Here is a 21100-nt window from a genome sequence, read left to right on the forward strand (position 1 = left end):
TTATTGAAAACGTATACAGTTCGAAAATACCAACCCGATGATTATACTATTTGGAATACATTGGTTACGCAGTCTAAAAACGGTACTTTTTTATTCCATCGAGATTTTATGGAATATCATCAGGACAGATTTGAAGACTTTTCGTTGTTAGTTTTCGACTCGCAGTCAAAGTTAACCGCTATTGTTCCCGCAAATATTGTAGAAAACGAGGTTTTTTCCCATCAAGGATTAACCTACGGAGGGATAGTGCTCAAGAGAAATATCGGGGGACATGCTTTGAAAGCTATTTTGGATGCGATCTCACAATTCTTAAAAAATAATTCTATTAGAACCTTTGTAGTTAAATCCCTTCCTCCTTTTTATAGTTCTATTGGAAATGTTGGGTTGGATTATTTTTTGTTTCAAAGTGGTGCTGAAATTTACAGAAGAGACATGAATTTGATGATTGATTATTCAAGACCTTATCAAATTCATCCATCAAAAGTAAAGCAATTGAAGAAATTTGACGGTTTAGACTTAGTAATTCGAGAAGAAACTTCTTTCAAAACGTTTTGGGAAGCAGTTTTAATTCCACGACTTGAACAAAGACACAAAGCGAAACCGGTTCATACCCTTGCAGAAATAGAAAAGTTAAAAGCGTTTTTTCCTAAAAAAATAAGACAGTTCTCCATTTATGAAGGGCGAAATATCCTGGCAGGAATTACTATTTTTGAGTTTGATGAAGGGGTAAAATCGCAGTATGGAGCCACAACGGATAGGGGAGCAGATTTGCGTGCTATGGATTATCTTTTTATGCATTTGATAGAAATGTTTAAAAGCGAAGGCAAAAAATTTTTCGATATGGGTATTGTAAATGAAAACGAAGGAAAGTTCTACAATGCTGGTTTGTTAAAACAAAAAGAAGAATTAGGTTGTTGTATTTACAATCAAGATTATTATAAAATTAGCTTATGATTTCGTTTTTAGATCTACAAAAAATCAACCAACGATATGAAAATGCTTTTCAAGAAAAACTGAAAAGTGTTTTAGAAAAAGGCTGGTATGTTCTAGGTGACGAAGTGAGAAAATTTGAAGAAGATTTTGCTCATTATTCGGGTTCCAAATATGCTGTTGGTATAGGTAATGGCTTAGATGCAATTACCCTTACTTTTCTGGGATACATAGAAATTGGAGTTTTGAGAAAAGGAGATGAAATCCTGGTTCCTGCCAATACATATATCGCTTCGATTTTAGGAATTATTCATGCAGGATTGATTCCAATATTAGTTGAGCCCAAAATAGAGACTTACACTATCGATCCTGATCTGATAGAATCCAAAATAACTTTCAAAACCAAAGGGATTCTGGTAGTTCATCTTTATGGACAGTTGGCAGCAATGAAACGTATCAATGAGATTGCCAAATTACATAATTTAATTGTAGTCGAAGATGCGGCTCAAGGTCACGGTTTACCTTTTGAAGGAGACCATACTCGAACGTTTAGTTTTTATCCGGGAAAAAATCTTGGAGCATTAGGTGATGGGGGTGCTGTAGTTAGCAATGATAGTCAATTGGTGGAGGTGATTTCTAAACTCAGAAATTATGGCTCTGAAAAGAAATACTTTAATGAAACGATAGGATTCAACTCTCGTTTGGACGAACTACAAGCGGCTTTTTTGAATTGTAAATTGCCGGATCTGGATCAAGATAACGATAAAAGAAGAAAGATAGCAGCACGTTATATTCGAGAAATTATTAACGATAAAATCATCTTACCGCAATGGGATTTTAGTACTTCACATGTGTTTCATCTCTTTGTTATTAGAACTCAAAATAGAGATCAGCTACAAAAATATTTATCCGAGAATGGTATTCAAACGTTGATTCATTATCCTATCGCTCCTCATCAACAAAAAGCGTTACAAGAATGGAATCATTTGAGATTTCCTATTACAGAACAAATTCATAATGAGGTTTTAAGTTTACCGATGAGTCCGGTTCTAAACAATGATGAAGTAACTCACATTATTAAGGTTTTAAATCACTATTGATGGATAATCAATTTTTGGTAACGATTTTTATTCCTGTTTTTAATGGTGAAAAGTATTTAGAACGAACTCTTTTATCTGTTTTAAATCAGAGTTATAGCAATTTTGAAGTTTTATTGGTAGATGATTCATCAACGGATAAAAGTCTAGCGATTGTCAACAATTTTGCCGAAAAAGATTCTCGGTTCAAAGTGTTTTCAAAACCAAATGGAGGAATGACATCTATTTCTTGGAACTATATTTTGCCAAAAATTAAAGGAAATTTTCTGTTTTATTTATCTCAAGATGATTTACTTTCTGAAGATTTGCTTGAGAAAGCGATCATTAGACATAAAGAAACAAATGCAGACTGCGTACTCTGTGATGCAGTATTTTATTTTGAAAATAAGGAAGGCAAAAGATTAGGAGGTGTTAATGGCGACAGAAATATTATCTTAAATGGTAGGGATGCTTTTTTAAAATCGCTGAAATGGGAGATACACGGATTTGGGTTATATAAAACTAAATTATATGAATCAGAAATTTTTCCTGAAGACGCTTTTGATAGTGATGAATATATGACTCGAAAAATTTTCTTGAAATGTCAAAAAGTTGCTTTTTGTGATTCGGTGTTTTACTACAGACAAGACAATCCTAAAGCTATAACTAAAAGTTTTTCCGAAAAAAACTTTTACAGATTAAATACATTCAAAAGAATTTGGTTTTTAATAGTCCATCATAAATTCGATTCAAGAATAGCTTTAGAATATCTATTTGGATTAAATTACAACTTTTTAGCTTTAAAATGTTTGTCTCGAAGATTTAACTTTAACTCTAAAGATGAAAAGATCAGAATCGATAATTTTTTAAAAGATTTTCAAAGAGAATTGATTAATATTAATACTAATTTTGATTTTAAGCAAGAAGCTAGTTTTAAGTTAAAACTCCTCTTTATGACGGTGAAAAATAATTTTGTAGGCTTCATTTTTTGTCTGTATCAACATTGTAAAAAATAATTGGAATTTTTAAAGAAAAATATCAAATCTAATTTTTTCAAACTTCTCTCTTTGAATGGTTTGAGTGTGTTTGTAAGATTTGCAACAGGTTTTTTAACCTCAAAATTTCTGGCACTAACCATTGGTACTGTTGGGTTGGGATTGTTAGGGAATTTTAGAAATTTTATGTCTTCTATTGAAACGGTAGGGACTTTAGGAATGCATACTGGGATTGTAAAATTTGTGGCAGAAGCGGGAACAGAGACACAAAAATTAAAAAAAATTGTTTCAACTGTTTTTGTTTGTCTTTGTGTAAATTCTGTTTTAATTGGTGCAATTCTTCTTCTTTTTTCAGGTTTCTTTTTTCAGGAAATACTAAATGGTCAAGTTGAATTTTCCTATTTATTTGTTTTATTGGCTCTCGTTCTTCCTTTGTATCTAGGAAACTTATTCCTTAACTCTATTTTGACAGGCTTAGGGAATGTTAAAAATACTCTTATAGTAGGAATAATAGGGAACCTAATTACTTTAGTAATAACAATAGGTTTAGTCTATCAATTTGAATTAGTGGGGGCTTTGTTGTCTTCTGTTTTAATACCATCAATTCTTTTTTTCTTTAATTATTATTTTGTTTCTAGAAAAATAGAGTTATTAAAAATAAGTTCTTTACTCGATTTTGATTTTGGTATTTTTAAGAATTTAATGCACTATTTTTTGATGGGTTGCGTGACCGGTCTTTTAGGGTCTGTTGTACCCTTAATTATAAGAAATTGGTTAATACAAAACACAGGATTGGAAGAAGCAGGGTATCTAGAAGCAATGCTCCGCATATCTACATATTATTTTTTGTTTCTCCACAATTTTGTATCAATCTACTATTTTCCGAGATTGGCAAGAGCAACTTCTGTCTCTGAGGAAAGAAAAGTTATTTGGGAATATTATAAGTCAGCAATACCGCTTTTTAGTTTATTATTGATAGTGACTTTTATATTAAAAGACATAATTATCCGAATACTTTTTACGTCTGATTTTTATCCGGTGAAGGAACTTTTTGTTTGGCAGATTATTGGAGATTTCTTTAAGGCGATTTCCTGGATCTTAGGAATCATTTTTCTTGTAAAACAAAAGACCTTGTTGTTTATTGTTGCAGAAGTTATCTCTTTTTCAATTTTATTAATCAGTAGTTTAATTTTAATCAAATTGTACGGCGTAGAAGGAGCTGTTATGGCTCATGCGCTTAACTATTTTTTGTATGCGTTGATGTTGATTGTTTATTTCTGGAAAAAAATATTTCGCTAAAAATTAGATTTGTTAATTTTAAATGTACTCGAAATTTGAGTAATATTAATTTAAGTAGAAGAGAAAAATCTTTCAATTCAAATGTTAGTTTTATCTGACTGTGAATTCTTCTTAATAAAGCTTGATGTTCAGATTTAGATTTGTTTAATGAAAAAACATTCTTTAAAATCCGATAGGTTGATGTATTAATTTTATGAGAACGTTTTTTATTGGCAAAAAAGGAATTTCCTAAAGAGTTTTCAAGTTCTCTTTTTTTTACAACTACTTTATCCAAATATTGTATGGGATATTTTCTAGAAGTTCTAATCCAAAGATCTAAATCTTCATAAGCCAAATTTTCGTTGTAGCCACCCAGTTCATCCAATAAACTCCTTTTAACCATTGATGCTGGTGTGCAGATTTTATTATACTGACCAACGATTGATTCGTATAAATCTCCAGATGGTGCAGGCTGATTATAATAAAATCCTAAATGTTGTCCTTTCTCATTTATTAATTCAGCATTCCCGTAAACAATTTTAAGGTTTTTATAAGAACTAGTATAAAAGGTGTTTATTAGTTCTGATATACAGTCTTTTTGCAATAAATCGTCAGCTGCCAGATCTATAATATAATCTCCTTTTGATAATTGTAGAAGCTTGTTAAAGGTTTTCGTATTGCCTAAGTTAGTTTGGTTAAAAACAAACGGAATTGTTGGATGATCTTTAAGCCATTCTGAAATAACAGTGACCGAATTATCAGTACTAGCATCGTCACCAATAATGAGTTCTACATTAGGATAAGACTGATTAAGGACAGAATTGAGACTCTCTAGGACATATTTTCCATGATTATAGCATAAACAAATGACACTAACCAACGGATAATTTTGCATAGACTTATTTAGTAGTTATATTAGCTGCAAATTAATAATTTGTTTGTGGTAAATACAAGGACAAAATGTAAAATTGCTTTAGTAGGCTATTCTTTAAGTCATGGTGGACTCGAAAAAGTAATAGCTAATTTGTCCTTTATGTTAGGGAAAAATAATTTTGAGGTTCATACTATTATTCTGAGTGATGATATTGGATATGATTTCCATGGAAAGTTGGTGAATATTGAAAAGAACGTGGCAAAATATCCTTTTTCAAAATTATCAAAATATGCCTACTTTTTTTTCTATCTCAGAAAACACAAGTTCGATTACATTATTGACTTACGTTATAGATTGAACCCTATAACCGAAATACTGATTTGTAAATTGATTTACAATGCAAAAATTATTTTTGGAGTCCATAGCTCTAAAATTGATACTTATTTTTTTAAAAACCGATTTTTAACAAAGTTTATATACAGTAAGAATTATGCGATAGTTTGCGCATCAAAAGGAATTGAAGAGAAATTAAGAAATACTCATGTTTTAAGAAACATAGTAACAATTTATAATGGAATTGATATTGCCGAAATTCAACAAAAATCAAAACAAGAAGTAGATCTTCCTTTTAAATTCATAATTTCGATTGGAAGATTTGAAAGACAAAACATCAAGCAATTCGATAAACTGATTGAGGCTTATTTAGAATCGAATCTTAAAAATCAAGGTATTCATTTACTTATTATTGGTGATGGTATCACACAATCAGAGATGCAACATAAGTTTAGTAACGAAGAATATGTTCATTTCGTTGGTCATATTTCAAATCCGTATCCTTATATACATCAATCTGAGTTTTTGGTATTATCAAGTAAATACGAAGGTTTTCCAATGGTTTTAATCGAATCGTTGGCTTCTGGTGTCCCAGTAATTTCATTTGATTGCCCTACAGGTCCCAATGAAATTATACTTCATGAAGAAAACGGTCTATTAGTTAGCGATCAAAATTTTGAAACTCTAAAAAAAGCCATGGAAAGAGGGGTAAATGATGTAGAGTTTTTAGAAAAATGTAAAAAAAGAGCAAAAGAATCCGTTGAAAAATTCGATTTTAAAGTAATTGCCAATAAATGGATAGAACTTTTTAATAAAAATATTGCATAATATGAATGTTGAAATTATAGATATTCCCAAGGTAGAAGATTACAGAGGAAACTTGGGGATTATTGAAAAAAATACAATTCCTTTCGAAATAAAGAGGGTTTATTATCTATTTGATGTTCCTAGCAGTGCCCAACGAGGAGGACATGCACATAAAGAACAGCAAGCTTTAATGATAGCGCTTTCAGGTAGTTTCGATGTGTTGTTAGATGACGGAAGCGATAAAAAAACTATTACACTAAATAAGCCTGACAAAGGTTTGTTGATTCGTTCAAAAACATGGAGAGAATTAGACAATTTTTCCTCAGGAGCCGTTTGTTTGGTGATTTCTTCTGGAGAATTTGACGAAGAGGATTATATCAGAGAATATGAAGTTTTTTTAAAATACGTTACAACCTAATTATAAATAGTAAATTCCAACCCTTTTTTATTTAAAAACCGTTTGAAGCGCAGTAGATTGATTAGTATAATTCTTGGCAAAAAATAAATAACTTTAAATTTAAAAGAAATATTTTCAGGATGAATTGTAGAATAGAAATCGTGTGAAGTTTTAGAATCTCCTGCTATTTTATAATGTAAAGCATATTCTTTTCTGTAATTATCTAGAAATCGTTTTAAGGATTTATTCTTTTTCTCTTTTTCATCAAATTGTTTCAGATCCGGAAGTGTTTTTTTGATGATAGGTGTTTTAGATAATTGATTTTCAATAGAAAAATTATATTCAACAGTCATTATATTAGTAATTGCAACTGGATATTCTATTGCAATCTTGGTAAAAAGTTCTAAATCTTGACCACTAGAAACCTTGGTGTTAAATGAGTTATTACGAATTATTTTTTTAGGTATGCAAAGTGCAGAAGTTAATGCCACACGATATACTAAACTAGCCTCAAAAAAATCAGGAATAATTCCCCTAAACTGATTCGCGATTGCATAAGAAAAACTAGGTTGAAAAATATTTTTTTCAGATAATTGAATCAAATATCTGCTACAGTATAGACCACAATCAGGAAAATCATTGTAAAGATTGTATAACTCCTCCAAATGATTCTCCAACCAAAGATCATCTGCATCAAGAAATGCTATTACTTCACCGGTTGCTGCTTCTACACCAAAATTTCTAGCACTAGCAGCTCCTTTGTTCTCTTGATTGAAAATTTTTATACGAGGATCCTTTAGCGGTTCAACTTCTAAAAGACTGTTATCTGTACTTCCATCATTTACAACAATAATTTCAAAATTCTGAAACGATTGTTTCAAAACATTCGTTAAAGTTTTTCGGATGAATTTTTCTTTATTGTAAAGCGGAATTATAACTGAAAAAAATGGCATTTATTTATTCTTTATATAACAAAAGTAACCTAATTTATATAAATCAAATACAAGTAAATGAGGATTAGAGGATAAAAGATTCTTTTCAGCCTTGGTTTGAAAAGATATAAATAAAAATGATATCGTACGATTTAATTTCAATAGAGAAATTAACCGATATGCTTTTTGGATTTTAGATTCGAGGGAGTTTAAAATTTTATGTTCATCAATATATTTTAGTGTATCTAAAGCTTTTTTGGTTTTGTTTAAAAAGACCTTAGAAGTTTCATAGTTTAGATGATAGGTTGGATTATTAATTTGATTAATGGTGATGTTTTTAGCTTTTAATTGTTTTATAAAAACTAAATCTTCATAACCATATTCAATGATTCGTTGATCAAAAGGTATCGAGTTTAAAATTGATTTATGTATAATTATATTGGAAATCAGTGCAGTATTATAGGGGTTTTTTAGTCTAATTTTAAAAGAAATTTCTTCTCTCTTTTTTCCGTATTTCCAACGTAACAATTGCGTTTGCTCTGGTGGTTCATTCTTATAACAAATACCGCCAAAATGGACATAATAGTTATTTCGTGTAATGTTAACTATGTAATTCGTTATAAAGTTTTTATTTTTTGGAAAGGTATCACTATCCATAAATAATAACCATTCAAAACGCGCTTTTTTAGCCAGTAAATTCCTTATACCTGCACGTCCAATGTTACATTTGTTTTCTTCAAAAAGTGATTTAGAGAGTAGATTGATTTTTCTGTTTTCCTCTAAACTATTTTCCTCAGTAGAACCATCATCCAAAACGATTATTTCGTAGTTGATTTCGGCTTTTTCACATTGTTCATGAATTTCTTTTACTAGAGGAAATGCGTTGTAGTTATAAGTTGGAATTAATACAGATAACATCTACTGATGATGATAAGGTTCGTTACGCAAGATAGTAAATCCGCGATACAATTGCTCAATAAAAAACAAACGTACCATTTGATGCGAAAAGGTCATGGCGGAAAGTGAAATTTTACCATTGGCTTTTTTATAAACTTCGTCACTAAAACCGTAAGGTCCACCAATAACAAACACTAATGTTTTAACCCCTGAATTCATTTTTTTCTGCAATTCCTCGCTAAAACTGATGCTAGAGAAGGTTTTTCCATTTTCGTCTAGAAGGATTAGCTGATCAGTATTGGTTAATTTGGATAAGATCAATTCGCCTTCTTTTTCTTTTTGCTGTGACTCACTCAGATTTTTAACATTTTTGATGTCTGGAATGATTTCAAGATCAAATTTGATGTAAAAAGACAGACGCTTTGTGTAATCATCAATCAATGTCTGAAGATTTTTATTATCCGTTTTGCCAATGGCCAATAGTTTAATGTTCATTTTTAGTAAGTTGCAAAACGACAAAGTTACAAACTTGAAAAGCTTTGTCAAATAATAAAGCAAGAAATAACTAAATCCACTTTTTTCCTTATTTTAGCAGTCCATATAAATTATGCTGTATGATTTCAGAAGCTCAATTTCAAGAAGAATTACTTTCTCTTATAAAAAACGGAATCAGAGAAGATATAGGACCAGGCGATTATAGTTCTTTGGCTTGTATCCCAGATTCTGCCATGGGAAAAGCCAAACTTTTGGTAAAAGACCAAGGAATAATTGCAGGTGTCGAGTTTGCTAAAATGATATTTAGTCATGTAGATCCAACATTGCAAGTTGAAACATTCATGCATGATGGTACTCCGGTGCAACACGGTGATGTGGTTTTTCATGTTTTTGGAAGTTCACTATCTATTTTAAAAGCGGAACGATTAGTATTGAATTCTATGCAGCGAATGAGTGCTATAGCAACAAAAACCTATGGTTATGTGAAGCTTTTGGAAGGTACAAATACCAAAATTTTAGATACTCGTAAAACCACTCCTGGTTTTCGCGCTGCCGAAAAATGGGCAGTTAAAATTGGAGGAGGAGAAAATCATCGATTTGCCTTGTATGACATGATTATGCTTAAAGACAATCATATTGATTTTGCTGGAGGTATTACACAAGCAATCCACAAGACAAAGCAATATCTTGAAGAGCATAATTTAGATTTGAAAATCATTGTAGAAGCAAGAAATTTGGCCGAAATAGAAGAAATTCTTGAATCTGAAGGAATCTATAGAATCCTTATCGATAATTTTAACTTTGAAGACACTAAAAAGGCAGTCGCTTTAATTGGTGATAAATGTCTAACAGAATCATCGGGGAATATCAATGAAAAGACGATTCGTCAATATGCAGAATGTGGTGTAAATTATATTTCTTCAGGAGCATTAACACATTCTATCTACAACATGGATCTTAGTCTAAAGGCTTTTTAAATGAATGAAGTTCGAAAAATACTCGACAAAATTCCCCTTGTAAAGCAATTGATAATACTCTTAGATAATATCAAATTGCCATGGTTGCATGGGGTTTCTTTGTATGATTTAATCGAATTTTACCTCGTTGGAATTCTGAAAGGAGGAATAAGTTATCGAGCGGCAGCTATTGCTTTTAGTTTTTTTATGGCGTTGTTCCCTTTCGCATTATTTGTTCTAAACTTGATTCCATATATTCCTATTGAAGGATTTCAGCAAGATTTTTTACATTTTGTAAAAGATAATGTACCGCCCACGACTTTTGCTGCCATAGAAAAAATTATTAATGATATTTTGCACAATAGTCATTCTGGCTTATTGTCTGGAGGGGTTATATTATCTGTATTCTTGATGACTAATGGTGTTAATGCGGTTATGAATGGCTTCGAAACGTCATTGCATATCACTCACAAAAGAACATATCTGAGTCAATATTTTGTGGCGCTGTTAATTTCGTTGTTTTTTGTGTTGATTTTAATCGTGACAGTTTCCGCTATAATTGTCCTTGAAATTGTTATTCAGCAAACTATTATTCAGGATGTTTTAACGAGTAAAATTTCAGAAAAAATCTCATTATTAGAATTTGGACGATATATTTTTGTTGTTTTAATGATTCTTTTGGCTACGGCTACATTATTCAAATACGGAATAAAACAAACCAGTAAACGAAAACTAATCACAATAGGTACAGTATTTACCACGATATTAATTTTGGTATCTTCTTATTTTTTTGGAATTTGGGTGGTCAAATTTTCAAAATATAACGAACTTTATGGATCCATTGGTACACTTTTGGTAGTAATGTTCTACCTGTGGATTAACTGTATGGTGTTGTTGCTTGGTTTTGAACTAGATGCTTCCATTAATAAATTAAAAACTCATCCTACAAAAGACCCTCATCTTTAAACTTTAAACTTTAAACTATAAATATGAAAAAAACAGCGTTACTATTATTATTCTTGGGTTGTATTCAAATGAATGCACAATCGGTATTGGGCAAATGGAAAACGATAGACGATAAAACAGGAAAAGCCAAATCGATTGTAGAGGTTTACGAATCGAATGGTAAAGTTTTTGGCAAAGTTATCGAGATTTTAGACGCAGAAAAACGCGACAAAAAATGCGATAAATGCGAAGGAACAGATAAAAATAAGCCAGTTTTAGGCATGTTGATTATCAAAGGACTATCAAAAGATGGTGATGAATACAATGGCGGTAAAATATTAGATCCAGAGACAGGAAATCTATACAAATGTTTTATTAAATTAGACAATAAGGATAAACTCTTAGTTCGTGGTTATATGGGTATTTCATTAATTGGTCGTTCACAAAATTGGAATAGAGTTCGATAAATGGAATATTTTATAGAAGTTATTTTACCCATTGCACTTCCGCAGACTTTTACGTATAAAGTTTCAGAAGCTGAATTTGATTACATAAAAATAGGCTCTCGTGTGGCAGTGCCGTTTGGGAAAAGTAAATTCTATACCGGATTAGTTCAACAAAAAAATTATAATCCTCCAACTTTATACGAAGCAAAAGAAATTCATCAAATTATTGATGCTTTTCCAGTAGTGACACAAATCCAACTCAAACATTGGGAATGGATTGCTACCTATTATATGTGTTGTATCGGCGAAGTTTACAGAACGGCTTTGCCTACAGCCTTATTATTAGAAAGTGAAACCATTATTTCGGCGAATCGAAATGAAGAAATAATAACAGATAACCTCACAGATGAAGAGTATCTGGTGGTTGAAGCTTTACAACAACAAAGTTCTTTAAAAATTACAGAAGTAACGTCTATTCTTAACAAAAAGAAGGTGCTTCCAATTGTACACCAATTGTTAAATAAAGGGGTAATCACGCTTCAGGAAGAAATGGTGGACCAATATAAACCAAAATTGGTGCGCTATGTTCGTTTGTATCCTGAATTTAATGAGGCCAATAAGTTAGAATCACTTCTGTTGCTACTGAAAAGTGCTCAGAAGCAAAAAGAAGTAGTGTTGAGTTATTTTCAATTGAAAGCGACTCTGAAAAAGCCTATTTCCGTAAAAGAATTATCAGAATCTTCAGGAATAAGCACGACGGTTATCAAAGCATTAATCGATAAAGAAATTTTTGAAGAATACTACATTCAACAAGACCGAGTTTCTTTTGATGAGGTTGAAGAAAGTCAAATTAATTTAAGTCTGCCTCAATCTGAAGCCTTACAAAAAATACAACAAGGGTTCGACAATAAAGAGGTATGCTTGCTGCATGGAGTTACAGCTTCAGGTAAGACAGAAGTGTACATTAAATTAATAGAAAGTTACTTATTACAAGGGAAACAGATTCTGTATTTATTGCCAGAAATAGCATTAACAACACAATTGGTTTCAAGACTAACTCAACATTTTGGAAATAAAGTAGCTGTTTTTCATTCTAAATATACAAATAACGAGAGAGTAGAGGTTTGGGGTCAAGTCTTACATTCTTCAGAGAAAGCGCAGATAGTAATTGGGGCTCGATCGGCTTTATTTTTACCTTTTCAAGATTTAGGTTTAATTATAGTCGACGAAGAACACGAACAGACTTTTAAACAAGTAGATCCCGCTCCAAGATATCATGCCCGAGATGCGGCAATTGTATTGGCTAAGTTTCACGATGCTAAAGTTTTGTTAGGGTCAGCAACACCAAGTATCGAAAGTTATTATAATGCACAAATTGGCAAGTATGCTCTAGTCGAATTAAGTGAACGTTTTGGTAATGCCGTATTGCCTGAAATTCATTTAGTGGACCTAAAAGACAATTACTTTCGAAAAAAAATGACAGGCCATTTTAGTCAATTTTTAATCGATGCGATCACCGAAGCTTTGTATAATGGAGAACAAATTATTTTGTTTCAAAATCGTCGAGGTTATTCTCCGGTAATCGAATGTTTAACGTGTGGACATGTTCCGCAATGTCCTCATTGTGATGTCAGTTTAACCTATCATAAGTTTAAAAATCAGTTGCGATGTCATTACTGTGGCTATAGTATGGCTAAACCTAATGCTTGCCACGCTTGCTCCAGCATAGACCTTACTTCGAAAGGATTTGGAACCGAGCAGATTGAAATGGAATTGAGTTCCTTGTTTCCAACCAAAAACATCAAACGAATGGATCAAGATACTACTCGTGGGAAATATGCTTTTGAGAGGTTGATTGATAGTTTTAAAAACAGAGAAATAGATATTTTGGTGGGAACTCAAATGTTGGCCAAAGGACTCGATTTCGATAATGTTTCTTTGGTGGGAATTCTAAATGCCGATTCTATGTTGTATTTTCCTGATTTTAGAGCCTTCGAACGTAGTTATCAAATGATGACTCAAGTATCGGGTAGGGCAGGGCGATCAGAAAAAAAAGGAAAAGTAGTCATACAGACTTACAATCCGATTCATAATACAATACAGCAAGTAACTCACCATGATTATATCGGTATGTATAAAGAGCAACTTTACGAAAGACATATTTATAAATATCCGCCCTATTTTAAGTTAATAAAACTGACGTTGAAACACAAGGATTTCGATAAGCTCAAAGAGAGTTCTATGTGGCTGTATCAGGTCTTCAAGCAACAATTTGATATTCCTATTCTTGGTCCGGAAGAGCCGCCGGTAAGTAAAATCAGAAACGAATATATTCGCACGATTCTTATTAAGATTCCGCAAGAAAAACATTTGGGTAATACCAAGAAAGCTATTCGAAAAGTACTCAACAGCTTTGAGGCTATTTCTCAATACAAAGCTGTTAAAGTTTCGGTAAACGTTGATTTTTATTAAGATTCAAGTGCTTTTACCAAATCTTCTTTCTTGTTTCGGCTCAAAGGAATTTTGGTTACCCCAATTTCAGCAAACTTACTGTTGAATTTTTCAATCTTATCGATATTGATAATGAAGGATTTGTGCACCCGAATAAATTTATCTTTAGAAAGATCTTTTTCAAAAGATTTCATTGTAGAAAGAACCAAGTGGCTGTCGTCTTCGGTTACAATTTTAACGTAGTCACCGTAAGCTTCAATCCATTTGATTTTAGAAGTGTAAATTTTAAGTTTTTTCAGGTTACTTTTAATAAAAATGTGCTCCCCTTCTTCTTCTACACTTTCTCTTCGAAGTTGGTGTAAATCCATGGCGCGTTTAATCGCTGCATTGAAACGCTCTTTGGTAATAGGTTTTTGCAAATAATCAGTTGCATCGTAGTCAAAAGCTTTTACAGCATATTCTGCTTTGGCAGTGATAAAAATAATCTGAGGTTTTTCTTTTAAACCGTCCAACAAATTGAATCCATTAATAACGGGCATCTCTATGTCAAGAAATAACAAATCAACTTGCTTGTTAGCCAAACAATTTTTAGTCTCTACTGCGTTAGAAAATTCGCCGACTAAATTTAAATTAGGGTGCGCATCCACTAATTTTGTAACCAAAATTCTTTGGATAGAGCTGTCATCAACTACAATACAGTTCAACTTCATAGGTCTCGATTTAATAAAAATCCATGTTAAAAATAACATAAAAAAATAAACTTCCAAAGTTTTTTGTTTGTTTAAATCAATTTCATCGATTATTTTGAATAATAGTTTGTCTCTTAAAATTAAAATGTTACTTTTGCACCCAATTTTATAACAAATAAATTTTATTACTATGAATCATTATGAAACTGTTTTCATCTTGAATCCCGTTTTATCTGAGCAACAGGTAAAGGAAACAGTAAGCAAATTTGAAGACTATTTAACTTCAAAAGGTGCTAAGATGGTATCCAAAGAGGATTGGGGCTTGAAAAAATTAGCTTACGAAATTCAAAACAAGAAAAGTGGTTTTTACCATTTATTCGAATTCCAAGCAGAAGGCGAAGTGTTAAAAGGTTTTGAAACTGAATTCAGACGCGACGAGCGTGTTATGCGTTTCTTAACAGTAACTTTAGACAAACATGCAATTTCTTGGGCGGAAAGAAGAAGAGAAAAATTAAAATCTAAAAAAGCTTAATTATCATGTCAACAATCGAACAATCTGCAAAAGGAAAAAAAGACGGAGATATCAGATATTTAACGCCTTTGAACATTGATACGAACAAACAAAAAAAATATTGTCGTTTCAAAAAATCAGGAATCAAGTACGTTGATTACAAAGACGCTGATTTCTTATTGAAATTCGTAAATGAGCAAGGTAAAATCCTTCCTCGTCGTTTAACAGGAACTTCTTTAAAATACCAAAGAAAAGTATCTGTAGCGGTAAAAAGAGCACGTCACTTAGCTTTAATGCCATACGTAGCTGATTTATTAAAATAATAATTAACACAATAGTTGTTGCCACGCCATGGGCGGGCTAACTTCTAATAATATAAGGACAACAACATGGAACTTATTTTAAAACAAGACGTTCAAAACTTAGGTTTTAAAGATGATGTAGTATCTGTTAAACCAGGTTACGGTCGTAACTTTTTAATTCCACAAGGATTTGCTGTATTAGCAACTCCATCAGCAAAAAAAGTATTAGCTGAAAACTTAAAACAAAAAGCTCACAAAGAAGCAAAAGTTGTAGCTGATGCAAAAGCTTTAGCAGAAACTTTAAAAGCTTTAGATATCAAAATTACAGCTAAAGCTGGTGGTGAAAAACTTTTTGGTTCTGTAACTAACGCTGATATCGCTGAGGTTTTAGAGAAAAATGGTCAATCAATTGACAAAAAATTCATCACTTCTGGTATCGTGAAAAGAACTGGTAAATATACTGCTTCTATCCGTTTACACCGTGATGTAATCGTTGAATTACCATACGAAATTGTAGCTGAACAAGCTTAATTTTTGTAAAATATACATTTTGAAAGTCCCGTTTTTCGGGACTTTTTTTATAATGTAAAATTGAGATTCTTAATTTTAACCGTTTTTGTGTAAATAGTGACCATAAATTGGCAAAGGAATTTGCATAAAGACAAATTATTCAGGTATGAAATATACTAGATTATCCAAAGAACAATTAGAAGAGCTTCACGAAGAGTTTATCAATTTTCTTGCTGCTCAACAAATAGATAAAAAAGAATGGGACTTAATAAAAGAGCATAAACCCGAAGTAGCGGAACAAGAAATCGATGTGTTTTCAGATTTGATTTGGGAAGGAGTGCTGACCAATGCAAAATACCTTGAGCATTATTCTAAAAATTATATATTCTTGTTTTTTACTGACGAGGTTTACATGCGTTCCATTATTATTAAAACAACAGAAGATGTCGATTTTTTAACGAAGCAAGGACTAGAATGGTTGAGTGACAATCTTTTTACAGACGCTGTTGAGGTGCAAAAAGGACAAAGAGTTTTCACGGGTGAAAGAAATGAGGAAATTTTTGCTTTAATAAAACAAGGTGCTATTTTAAGTAATGGAGAGCTATACGAGCAAATGTCGTCTATTTTAGAGCAATAGAGGCGTATTTTTAGTGTTTTTTTTCGAAAATTGGCTAAATTAGTTGCATCAAACTAATTCAGACAATTTTTATATTTTATGGATGTTTTACAAAGAATTAAAGCCTTAAGAGAAGAATTAAATTTACACAATTATAACTATTACGTATTAGATCGTCCAACAATTTCTGATTACGAATTTGATGTGAAACTCAAAGAGCTTCAAGATCTTGAATCGAAACATCCGGAATATTTTGATGAATCTTCGCCCACTCAACGAGTAGGAGGAGCCATAACTAAAAGTTTTGAAACGGTACAGCATCAGTACAGAATGTATTCGTTAGATAATTCGTATTCTAAAGAAGATGTTTTAGATTGGGAAGCCAGAATACAGAAAGTTTTAGGAAATGTCCCTCTTGAATTTACTTGTGAATTAAAATATGATGGCGCTTCTATTAGTATACAATATGAAAATGGACGTTTAGTAAGAGCTGTCACTAGAGGAGATGGATTTCAAGGTGATGATGTTACTAATAATATTAAAACCATTAAAGCGGTACCTATTCAATTAAAAGGGGATTATCCAGAAAAATTTGAAATTCGAGGTGAAATTATTCTTCCTTTTGCCGGATTTGAAAAAATGAACCAAGAATTGATTGAGATTGGTGAAACACCTTATGCTAATCCAAGAAATACAGCTTCGGGCAGTTTAAAATTGCAGGATAGTGCAGAAGTTGCCAAACGTCCGCTAGATTGTTTGTTATATACGCTTATTGGTTCTAATTTGCCTATTGTTTCTCATTTTGAAGGTTTGGAAAAAGCACGTCAATGGGGTTTTAAAGTCCCTAAACAATCTCAATTGACTAAGAATATTCAAGAAGTTTTTGATTTTATAGATTACTGGGATCACCATCGTCATGAATTGCCTTATGAAACAGATGGAGTGGTAATCAAAGTAAATAATTTAAATTTCCAAGAAGAATTGGGTTACACCGCCAAATCTCCTCGTTGGGCTATAGCTTATAAGTTTAAAGCAGAACAAGTTGCAACAAAATTAAATTCTATTTCTTATCAAGTTGGTCGTACAGGAGCCATAACACCTGTCGCTAACTTAGAACCAGTTCAATTAGCTGGGACTGTTGTCAAAAGAGCTTCTTTACATAATGCGGATCAAATAGAAAAGTTAGATATCCGTATTGGAGACACTGTTTTCGTGGAAAAAGGTGGAGAGATTATCCCTAAAATTATTGGAGTCGATTTGAGCCAAAGGGATGCTAACTCGGAGGTAGTGCATTATATTACACATTGCCCGGAATGTCAAGCATTGTTAGAAAGAAAAGAAGGAGAAGCAAATCATTATTGTCCTAATTTTTATGGTTGTCCTCCACAAATAATCGGACGAATTCAACATTATATTACCCGAAAAGCCATGAATATTGAAGGCTTAGGGGCAGAAACCGTAGCTTTACTCTATAACAATGGTTTGGTTCTTAATTACGCTGATTTGTACGAACTAAAGAAGGAACAAATCGTGATTTTAGACCGAATGGCAGATAAATCAGCTGAGAATCTCATATCTGGAATACAAAAGTCTAAAGAAATTCCTTTTGATCGTGTTTTGTATGCATTGGGAATTCGTTATGTTGGAGAAACCGTTGCGAAAAAATTAGCTAAACATTATAAAAGTATCGATGCCTTAGCGTCTGCTACAATGGAGGAGTTGGTTACAGTAGATGAGATTGGTGAAAAAATAGCCCAAAGTGTCATTGAGTATTTTGAAAATGAAGAAAATAAAATCATTATCGAAAGGTTAAAGAAATACGGGATTCAATTGCAGTTGTCTGAACAGGCTAATACTTTAGTTTCGGATAAATTGTCAGGAAAAGTTTTGGTAGTTTCTGGTGTTTTTGAGAAGTTTTCTCGAGACGATCTTAAAAAAGCTATTGAAGACAATGGTGGAAAGGTAGGTAGTTCTATTTCTTCCAAAACAGATTATGTGATAGCAGGAGATAATATGGGGCCAGCAAAACTTGAAAAGGCTAAACAACTCAATATTCCTATAATCAGTGAAACAGATTTCGAAAAAATGATTTATGGACAGTAAAAACGTATCGGTTTACTTGTATATCATAGCAGGTTTTTTATCGTTATTGGCGACTATAATCGATAGTGAAGGTCTTATGATTTTGTCCAAACCGGTGATTATTCCTGCTTTATTAACTTATTATTTTGTTTCTACAAAAAAAGATCCTAGTTTGATTTTATTAGGTGTCTTAGTGTTGTATTTTATTTCAGACGCTATCACTTTAATACGTATAGAAGATGCTGTTTTATACATCATGATTCTTGACTTTATTCCTTATTTTTTGTTGCTTATCACTGTATCAAAAGATACTTCACAATGTGCATTTCGTCTTAAAAATCTTTTCATTGCGTCACTGTTATTTTTAATTTTAATGGTAGCAATGTATTTCTTGGTAGACTCATTTCGTTTGCAACAGCCAGATTTTGTTATTCCGGTTATTTCTTATGGGGTGTTTTTAGCGCTGTTTGTTTGTGTAAGTTTCTATAATTATTTCGCAACAAATTTTTCTGATGCGGCGTCATTCATCTTTTTTGCAGCTTTGTTTGGGTTAATAGCAGATGTTATATTTGTAATGACTACTATGGTTTTTAATGTCAAAGCGCTGACATACATAGAATTTGCCTTTCAGTTTATTTCTTACTTTTATATAGTGGCTTATTTTATTGACAGAGATACTATGTTTGTTGAAGAAAATTTAGAACAGAATAGTATTGCTAGCAAATAGATAAAGTAAATACAAATAGATAAAGTAAATAGTTGAAATCATAAAATTCAATCGATTGTTGTCTGACAATTGTATATGTTTGATGCATAAAAAAGCCCATATCTTTTTATATGATATGGGCTTTTATTATAAATAATATTCTTTTAGATCACTATTTTTTTACCTGTAGAAGATAAATTCATTTTGTTGTCAAAGAAGAAATCTATTCGACCAAGATTCACCCCATAAGCACCAACTTGATTCACGATTACCTCATTGCCATCAATATTCTTTTCAACAACTGGTTTGTCTAAGAAGGTGTGAGTATGACCTCCGATGATTAAATCGATATATTTTGATTTACGTGCTAAAACAATATCTGAAGGTTTTTCAGGTTCATTTTTGTAGTTAAATCCTAAGTGTGATAAGCAAATAACTAAATCACATTTTTCCACTTCTTTTAATTGCTTTTCAATATCTTGAGCAACCTCAATAGGATTATTGTAAACGGTTTCTTTGTATAATTTTTTGTCTACCAATCCTTTTAATTCGATTCCTAATCCGAAAACACCAATTTTAAGCCCTGCTTTTTTAAATATTTTGTAGGGTTTAACATGAGTATTTAAGATGGTATTTTTGAAATCGTAATTAGCAGAAACGAAATCAAATTTAGCGAAAGGCAATTGCGCGAAAAATCCATCAATACCATTGTCGAAGTCGTGATTTCCCATCGTAGCTAAATCGTATTTCATCATACTCATTAGTTTGAATTCTAATTCACCACCGTAGTAGTTAAAATAAGGAGTACCTTGGAAAATATCTCCAGCATCGAATAATAAAACATTTTCCTCTGTCTTTCTAATTTGTTCTATAACAGCGGCTCTTCTAGCAACACCTCCCATATTTGGATTTTTTGGGTGATTGCTCGGAAAAGGATCAATTTGACTGTGTGTATCGTTGGTATGTAAAATAGTTATCTTTTTAACGTCTACAGAATCAAAACTGCTTAAAGACAAGCCTCCAAGACCTAATAATGTTGTTCCAGCTGCTGTTCTTTTAATAAAATCTCTTCTTTTCATAGCATTATTTTTCTTGTGTAACTTTTACTTCATTAACTAATTTTAAAGTATCAACATCTTTCATGTAGTCTATTAGTATGTTTCTTAAAAGATACTCTAAGTTATATGTTTGGGTAGATTTGGTGAAAAAACCCATATTATCTCCACCGTTTGCTAAATAATCATTGGTAACCACGTAGTAAGTTTTAGTCAAATCTATGGGCTCTCCTTTTACTTTAATATCTTTCGCTTTTTTATCGGCAGTTATCGTAAAGGTTAATCCTTGAATAGGATGTGGTTTTTTTTCTTTGATGAAATAATTCACAAAATCAACAATTTGTTCTCCTTTTAATTCAAGTACCACAGCATAATTTTCAAAAGGCATCATCTCAAAAGCTGCTCTTGCCGATACATCGCCTTGTGGAATCATTGCTCTGATTCCTCCGTGATTTAAGATACAAATATCAATATTTTTGTTTTCTCTTTTGTTGAAAACAGGATTACTGTATTCTAAAACTATTCGAGCTAAAAAATCACCTACATTAGATTGAAATTCTCCTTTAGTTTTGTCTAGGGTTTCCGGATTAAAGGCCAAGACTTGATTTAAATCCTTATCGATTTTTTGTTTGTAAGGAGTAATGAATGCTTCATATTCTGCTTTAGCAGTATATTTATCATTGACATTAATTTGTTTTCCCTCGATGACAGTAACGACATCTTGTTGGGCAACTGAACTAAAACTGAACGCCAGTAACGTTAAAATTAAACCAAAATGTTTCATTTGTAATATTCTATTTTTATTTTTACAATTGCA

General features: G+C 31.9%; 23 protein-coding genes. 16 read left to right on the forward strand and 7 right to left on the reverse strand.

Annotated elements, in window-relative coordinates; all coding sequences use genetic code 11:
- Positions 1–3 precede the first annotated feature (3 nt).
- The 4 genes from NAT50_RS03965 (at position 4) to NAT50_RS03980 (ending at position 4300) form a co-directional block, all read left to right on the forward strand.
- Positions 4–954: a FemAB family protein gene (locus NAT50_RS03965; protein WP_250591720.1), complete on the forward strand. Its 951-nt coding sequence runs from the start codon at positions 4–6 to the stop codon at positions 952–954.
- Positions 951–2030: a DegT/DnrJ/EryC1/StrS family aminotransferase gene (locus tag NAT50_RS03970; RefSeq protein WP_250591721.1), complete on the forward strand. Its 1080-nt coding sequence runs from the start codon at positions 951–953 to the stop codon at positions 2028–2030. Before NAT50_RS03965 ends, NAT50_RS03970 begins: the two co-directional genes overlap by 4 nt.
- Positions 2030–3022, forward strand: coding sequence for a glycosyltransferase family 2 protein (locus NAT50_RS03975; RefSeq protein WP_250591722.1), 993 nt, complete (start codon positions 2030–2032; stop codon positions 3020–3022). Before NAT50_RS03970 ends, NAT50_RS03975 begins: the two co-directional genes overlap by 1 nt.
- Before the next feature lie 66 nt (positions 3023–3088).
- The gene (locus tag NAT50_RS03980) at positions 3089–4300 is read left to right on the forward strand and encodes an O-antigen translocase (protein ID WP_250591723.1); all 1212 of its coding nucleotides are present in this window, start codon (positions 3089–3091) and stop codon (positions 4298–4300) included.
- On the opposite strand, the gene NAT50_RS03985 is transcribed toward NAT50_RS03980, so the two are convergent.
- Positions 4239–5174, reverse strand: coding sequence for a glycosyltransferase (locus tag NAT50_RS03985; RefSeq protein WP_250591724.1), 936 nt, complete (start codon positions 5172–5174; stop codon positions 4239–4241). The genes NAT50_RS03980 and NAT50_RS03985 overlap by 62 nt on opposite strands.
- A gap of 45 nt (positions 5175–5219) precedes the next feature.
- Between NAT50_RS03985 and NAT50_RS03990 the strand changes: the two genes are divergently transcribed.
- Positions 5220–6314 (forward strand): glycosyltransferase, encoded by a 1095-nt coding sequence (locus NAT50_RS03990; protein ID WP_250591725.1) that lies wholly within the window; start codon positions 5220–5222, stop codon positions 6312–6314.
- A 1-nt stretch (position 6315) separates the two neighbouring features.
- Positions 6316–6711, forward strand: coding sequence for a sugar 3,4-ketoisomerase (locus NAT50_RS03995; protein ID WP_250591726.1), 396 nt, complete (start codon positions 6316–6318; stop codon positions 6709–6711).
- On the opposite strand, the gene NAT50_RS04000 is transcribed toward NAT50_RS03995, so the two are convergent.
- From NAT50_RS04000 to rlmH, 3 genes are read right to left on the reverse strand one after another with little or no spacing between them, the layout of a single operon-like run.
- Positions 6708–7643 (reverse strand): glycosyltransferase family 2 protein, encoded by a 936-nt coding sequence (locus tag NAT50_RS04000; RefSeq protein WP_250591727.1) that lies wholly within the window; start codon positions 7641–7643, stop codon positions 6708–6710. The two genes, NAT50_RS03995 and NAT50_RS04000, sit on opposite strands and share 4 nt — an antisense overlap.
- Complete coding sequence (locus tag NAT50_RS04005; protein WP_250591728.1) at positions 7644–8540, reverse strand: glycosyltransferase family 2 protein; 897 nt, start codon at positions 8538–8540, stop codon at positions 7644–7646.
- Positions 8541–9014, reverse strand: coding sequence for a 23S rRNA (pseudouridine(1915)-N(3))-methyltransferase RlmH (gene rlmH / locus NAT50_RS04010; protein WP_250591729.1), 474 nt, complete (start codon positions 9012–9014; stop codon positions 8541–8543).
- A 119-nt stretch (positions 9015–9133) separates the two neighbouring features.
- Between rlmH and nadC the strand changes: the two genes are divergently transcribed.
- The 4 genes from nadC to priA are packed head-to-tail and all read left to right on the forward strand — an operon-like array spanning position 9134 to position 13833.
- Entirely contained in the window at positions 9134–9991 is an 858-nt protein-coding gene (gene nadC, locus NAT50_RS04015; RefSeq protein ID WP_250591730.1) for a carboxylating nicotinate-nucleotide diphosphorylase, read from the forward strand.
- Positions 9992–10936: a YihY/virulence factor BrkB family protein gene (locus NAT50_RS04020; protein WP_250591732.1), complete on the forward strand. Its 945-nt coding sequence runs from the start codon at positions 9992–9994 to the stop codon at positions 10934–10936.
- A 23-nt stretch (positions 10937–10959) separates the two neighbouring features.
- Positions 10960–11382, forward strand: a complete 423-nt coding sequence (locus NAT50_RS04025; RefSeq protein WP_250591734.1) for a DUF2147 domain-containing protein — start codon at positions 10960–10962, stop codon at positions 11380–11382.
- Positions 11383–13833, forward strand: a complete 2451-nt coding sequence (priA, locus tag NAT50_RS04030; protein WP_250591737.1) for a replication restart helicase PriA — start codon at positions 11383–11385, stop codon at positions 13831–13833.
- Here the strand turns inward: priA and NAT50_RS04035 are convergent.
- Positions 13830–14522 (reverse strand): LytR/AlgR family response regulator transcription factor, encoded by a 693-nt coding sequence (locus NAT50_RS04035; protein ID WP_250591739.1) that lies wholly within the window; start codon positions 14520–14522, stop codon positions 13830–13832. The genes priA and NAT50_RS04035 overlap by 4 nt on opposite strands.
- 169 nt (positions 14523–14691) lie before the next feature.
- Here NAT50_RS04035 and rpsF point away from each other — a divergent pair, with 169 nt between their 5' ends.
- From rpsF to NAT50_RS04065, 6 genes are all read left to right on the forward strand, one after another.
- Positions 14692–15033 (forward strand): 30S ribosomal protein S6, encoded by a 342-nt coding sequence (rpsF, locus tag NAT50_RS04040; RefSeq protein ID WP_250591741.1) that lies wholly within the window; start codon positions 14692–14694, stop codon positions 15031–15033.
- Positions 15034–15038: 5 nt separating this feature from the next.
- Complete coding sequence (rpsR, locus tag NAT50_RS04045) at positions 15039–15335, forward strand: 30S ribosomal protein S18 (protein WP_014164395.1); 297 nt, start codon at positions 15039–15041, stop codon at positions 15333–15335.
- 66 nt (positions 15336–15401) lie between these two features.
- The gene (gene rplI, locus NAT50_RS04050) at positions 15402–15845 is read left to right on the forward strand and encodes a 50S ribosomal protein L9 (RefSeq protein WP_250591743.1); all 444 of its coding nucleotides are present in this window, start codon (positions 15402–15404) and stop codon (positions 15843–15845) included.
- Positions 15846–15990: 145 nt separating this feature from the next.
- Positions 15991–16461, forward strand: coding sequence for a DUF6495 family protein (locus NAT50_RS04055; protein ID WP_250591745.1), 471 nt, complete (start codon positions 15991–15993; stop codon positions 16459–16461).
- A gap of 78 nt (positions 16462–16539) precedes the next feature.
- The gene (gene ligA, locus NAT50_RS04060) at positions 16540–18543 is read left to right on the forward strand and encodes an NAD-dependent DNA ligase LigA (RefSeq protein WP_250591747.1); all 2004 of its coding nucleotides are present in this window, start codon (positions 16540–16542) and stop codon (positions 18541–18543) included.
- On the forward strand, positions 18533–19249 hold the full coding sequence (locus NAT50_RS04065; RefSeq protein WP_250591749.1) for a hypothetical protein: 717 nt from the start codon (positions 18533–18535) through the stop codon (positions 19247–19249). The genes ligA and NAT50_RS04065 overlap by 11 nt, the downstream gene beginning before the upstream one ends.
- Before the next feature lie 143 nt (positions 19250–19392).
- Here the strand turns inward: NAT50_RS04065 and NAT50_RS04070 are convergent, their stop codons facing one another.
- A complete protein-coding gene (locus NAT50_RS04070; RefSeq protein ID WP_250591751.1) occupies positions 19393–20307 on the reverse strand; it encodes a bifunctional metallophosphatase/5'-nucleotidase in 915 nt (304 codons plus the stop codon).
- 4 nt (positions 20308–20311) lie between these two features.
- Complete coding sequence (locus NAT50_RS04075) at positions 20312–21067, reverse strand: 5'-nucleotidase C-terminal domain-containing protein (protein WP_250591753.1); 756 nt, start codon at positions 21065–21067, stop codon at positions 20312–20314.
- Between the last annotated feature and the right edge of the window lie 33 nt (positions 21068–21100).

Origin of the sequence: Flavobacterium luminosum, assembly GCF_023635005.1 — a bacterium.
Taxonomy (GTDB): Bacteria; Bacteroidota; Bacteroidia; order Flavobacteriales; family Flavobacteriaceae; genus Flavobacterium; species Flavobacterium luminosum.

What these genes read in the sequence shown, in the direction of transcription:
- NAT50_RS03975 (WP_250591722.1), top strand. Translation starts at nt 2,030, where the DNA reads ATGGATAATCAATTTTTGGTAACGATTTTTATTCCTGTTTTTAATGGT.
- rpsR (WP_014164395.1), top strand. Translation starts at nt 15,039, where the DNA reads ATGTCAACAATCGAACAATCTGCAAAAGGAAAAAAAGACGGAGATATC.
- NAT50_RS03985 (WP_250591724.1), bottom strand. Translation starts at nt 5,174, where the DNA reads ATGCAAAATTATCCGTTGGTTAGTGTCATTTGTTTATGCTATAATCAT.
- rlmH (WP_250591729.1), bottom strand. Translation starts at nt 9,014, where the DNA reads ATGAACATTAAACTATTGGCCATTGGCAAAACGGATAATAAAAATCTT.
- NAT50_RS04035 (WP_250591739.1), bottom strand. Translation starts at nt 14,522, where the DNA reads ATGAAGTTGAACTGTATTGTAGTTGATGACAGCTCTATCCAAAGAATT.
- NAT50_RS03970 (WP_250591721.1), top strand. Translation starts at nt 951, where the DNA reads ATGATTTCGTTTTTAGATCTACAAAAAATCAACCAACGATATGAAAAT.
- NAT50_RS04065 (WP_250591749.1), top strand. Translation starts at nt 18,533, where the DNA reads ATGGACAGTAAAAACGTATCGGTTTACTTGTATATCATAGCAGGTTTT.
- NAT50_RS04075 (WP_250591753.1), bottom strand. Translation starts at nt 21,067, where the DNA reads ATGAAACATTTTGGTTTAATTTTAACGTTACTGGCGTTCAGTTTTAGT.
- rplI (WP_250591743.1), top strand. Translation starts at nt 15,402, where the DNA reads ATGGAACTTATTTTAAAACAAGACGTTCAAAACTTAGGTTTTAAAGAT.
- rpsF (WP_250591741.1), top strand. Translation starts at nt 14,692, where the DNA reads ATGAATCATTATGAAACTGTTTTCATCTTGAATCCCGTTTTATCTGAG.
- NAT50_RS04020 (WP_250591732.1), top strand. Translation starts at nt 9,992, where the DNA reads ATGAATGAAGTTCGAAAAATACTCGACAAAATTCCCCTTGTAAAGCAA.
- NAT50_RS04000 (WP_250591727.1), bottom strand. Translation starts at nt 7,643, where the DNA reads ATGCCATTTTTTTCAGTTATAATTCCGCTTTACAATAAAGAAAAATTC.
- NAT50_RS03995 (WP_250591726.1), top strand. Translation starts at nt 6,316, where the DNA reads ATGAATGTTGAAATTATAGATATTCCCAAGGTAGAAGATTACAGAGGA.
- ligA (WP_250591747.1), top strand. Translation starts at nt 16,540, where the DNA reads ATGGATGTTTTACAAAGAATTAAAGCCTTAAGAGAAGAATTAAATTTA.
- NAT50_RS04070 (WP_250591751.1), bottom strand. Translation starts at nt 20,307, where the DNA reads ATGAAAAGAAGAGATTTTATTAAAAGAACAGCAGCTGGAACAACATTA.
- NAT50_RS04055 (WP_250591745.1), top strand. Translation starts at nt 15,991, where the DNA reads ATGAAATATACTAGATTATCCAAAGAACAATTAGAAGAGCTTCACGAA.
- nadC (WP_250591730.1), top strand. Translation starts at nt 9,134, where the DNA reads ATGATTTCAGAAGCTCAATTTCAAGAAGAATTACTTTCTCTTATAAAA.
- NAT50_RS04025 (WP_250591734.1), top strand. Translation starts at nt 10,960, where the DNA reads ATGAAAAAAACAGCGTTACTATTATTATTCTTGGGTTGTATTCAAATG.
- NAT50_RS04005 (WP_250591728.1), bottom strand. Translation starts at nt 8,540, where the DNA reads ATGTTATCTGTATTAATTCCAACTTATAACTACAACGCATTTCCTCTA.
- priA (WP_250591737.1), top strand. Translation starts at nt 11,383, where the DNA reads ATGGAATATTTTATAGAAGTTATTTTACCCATTGCACTTCCGCAGACT.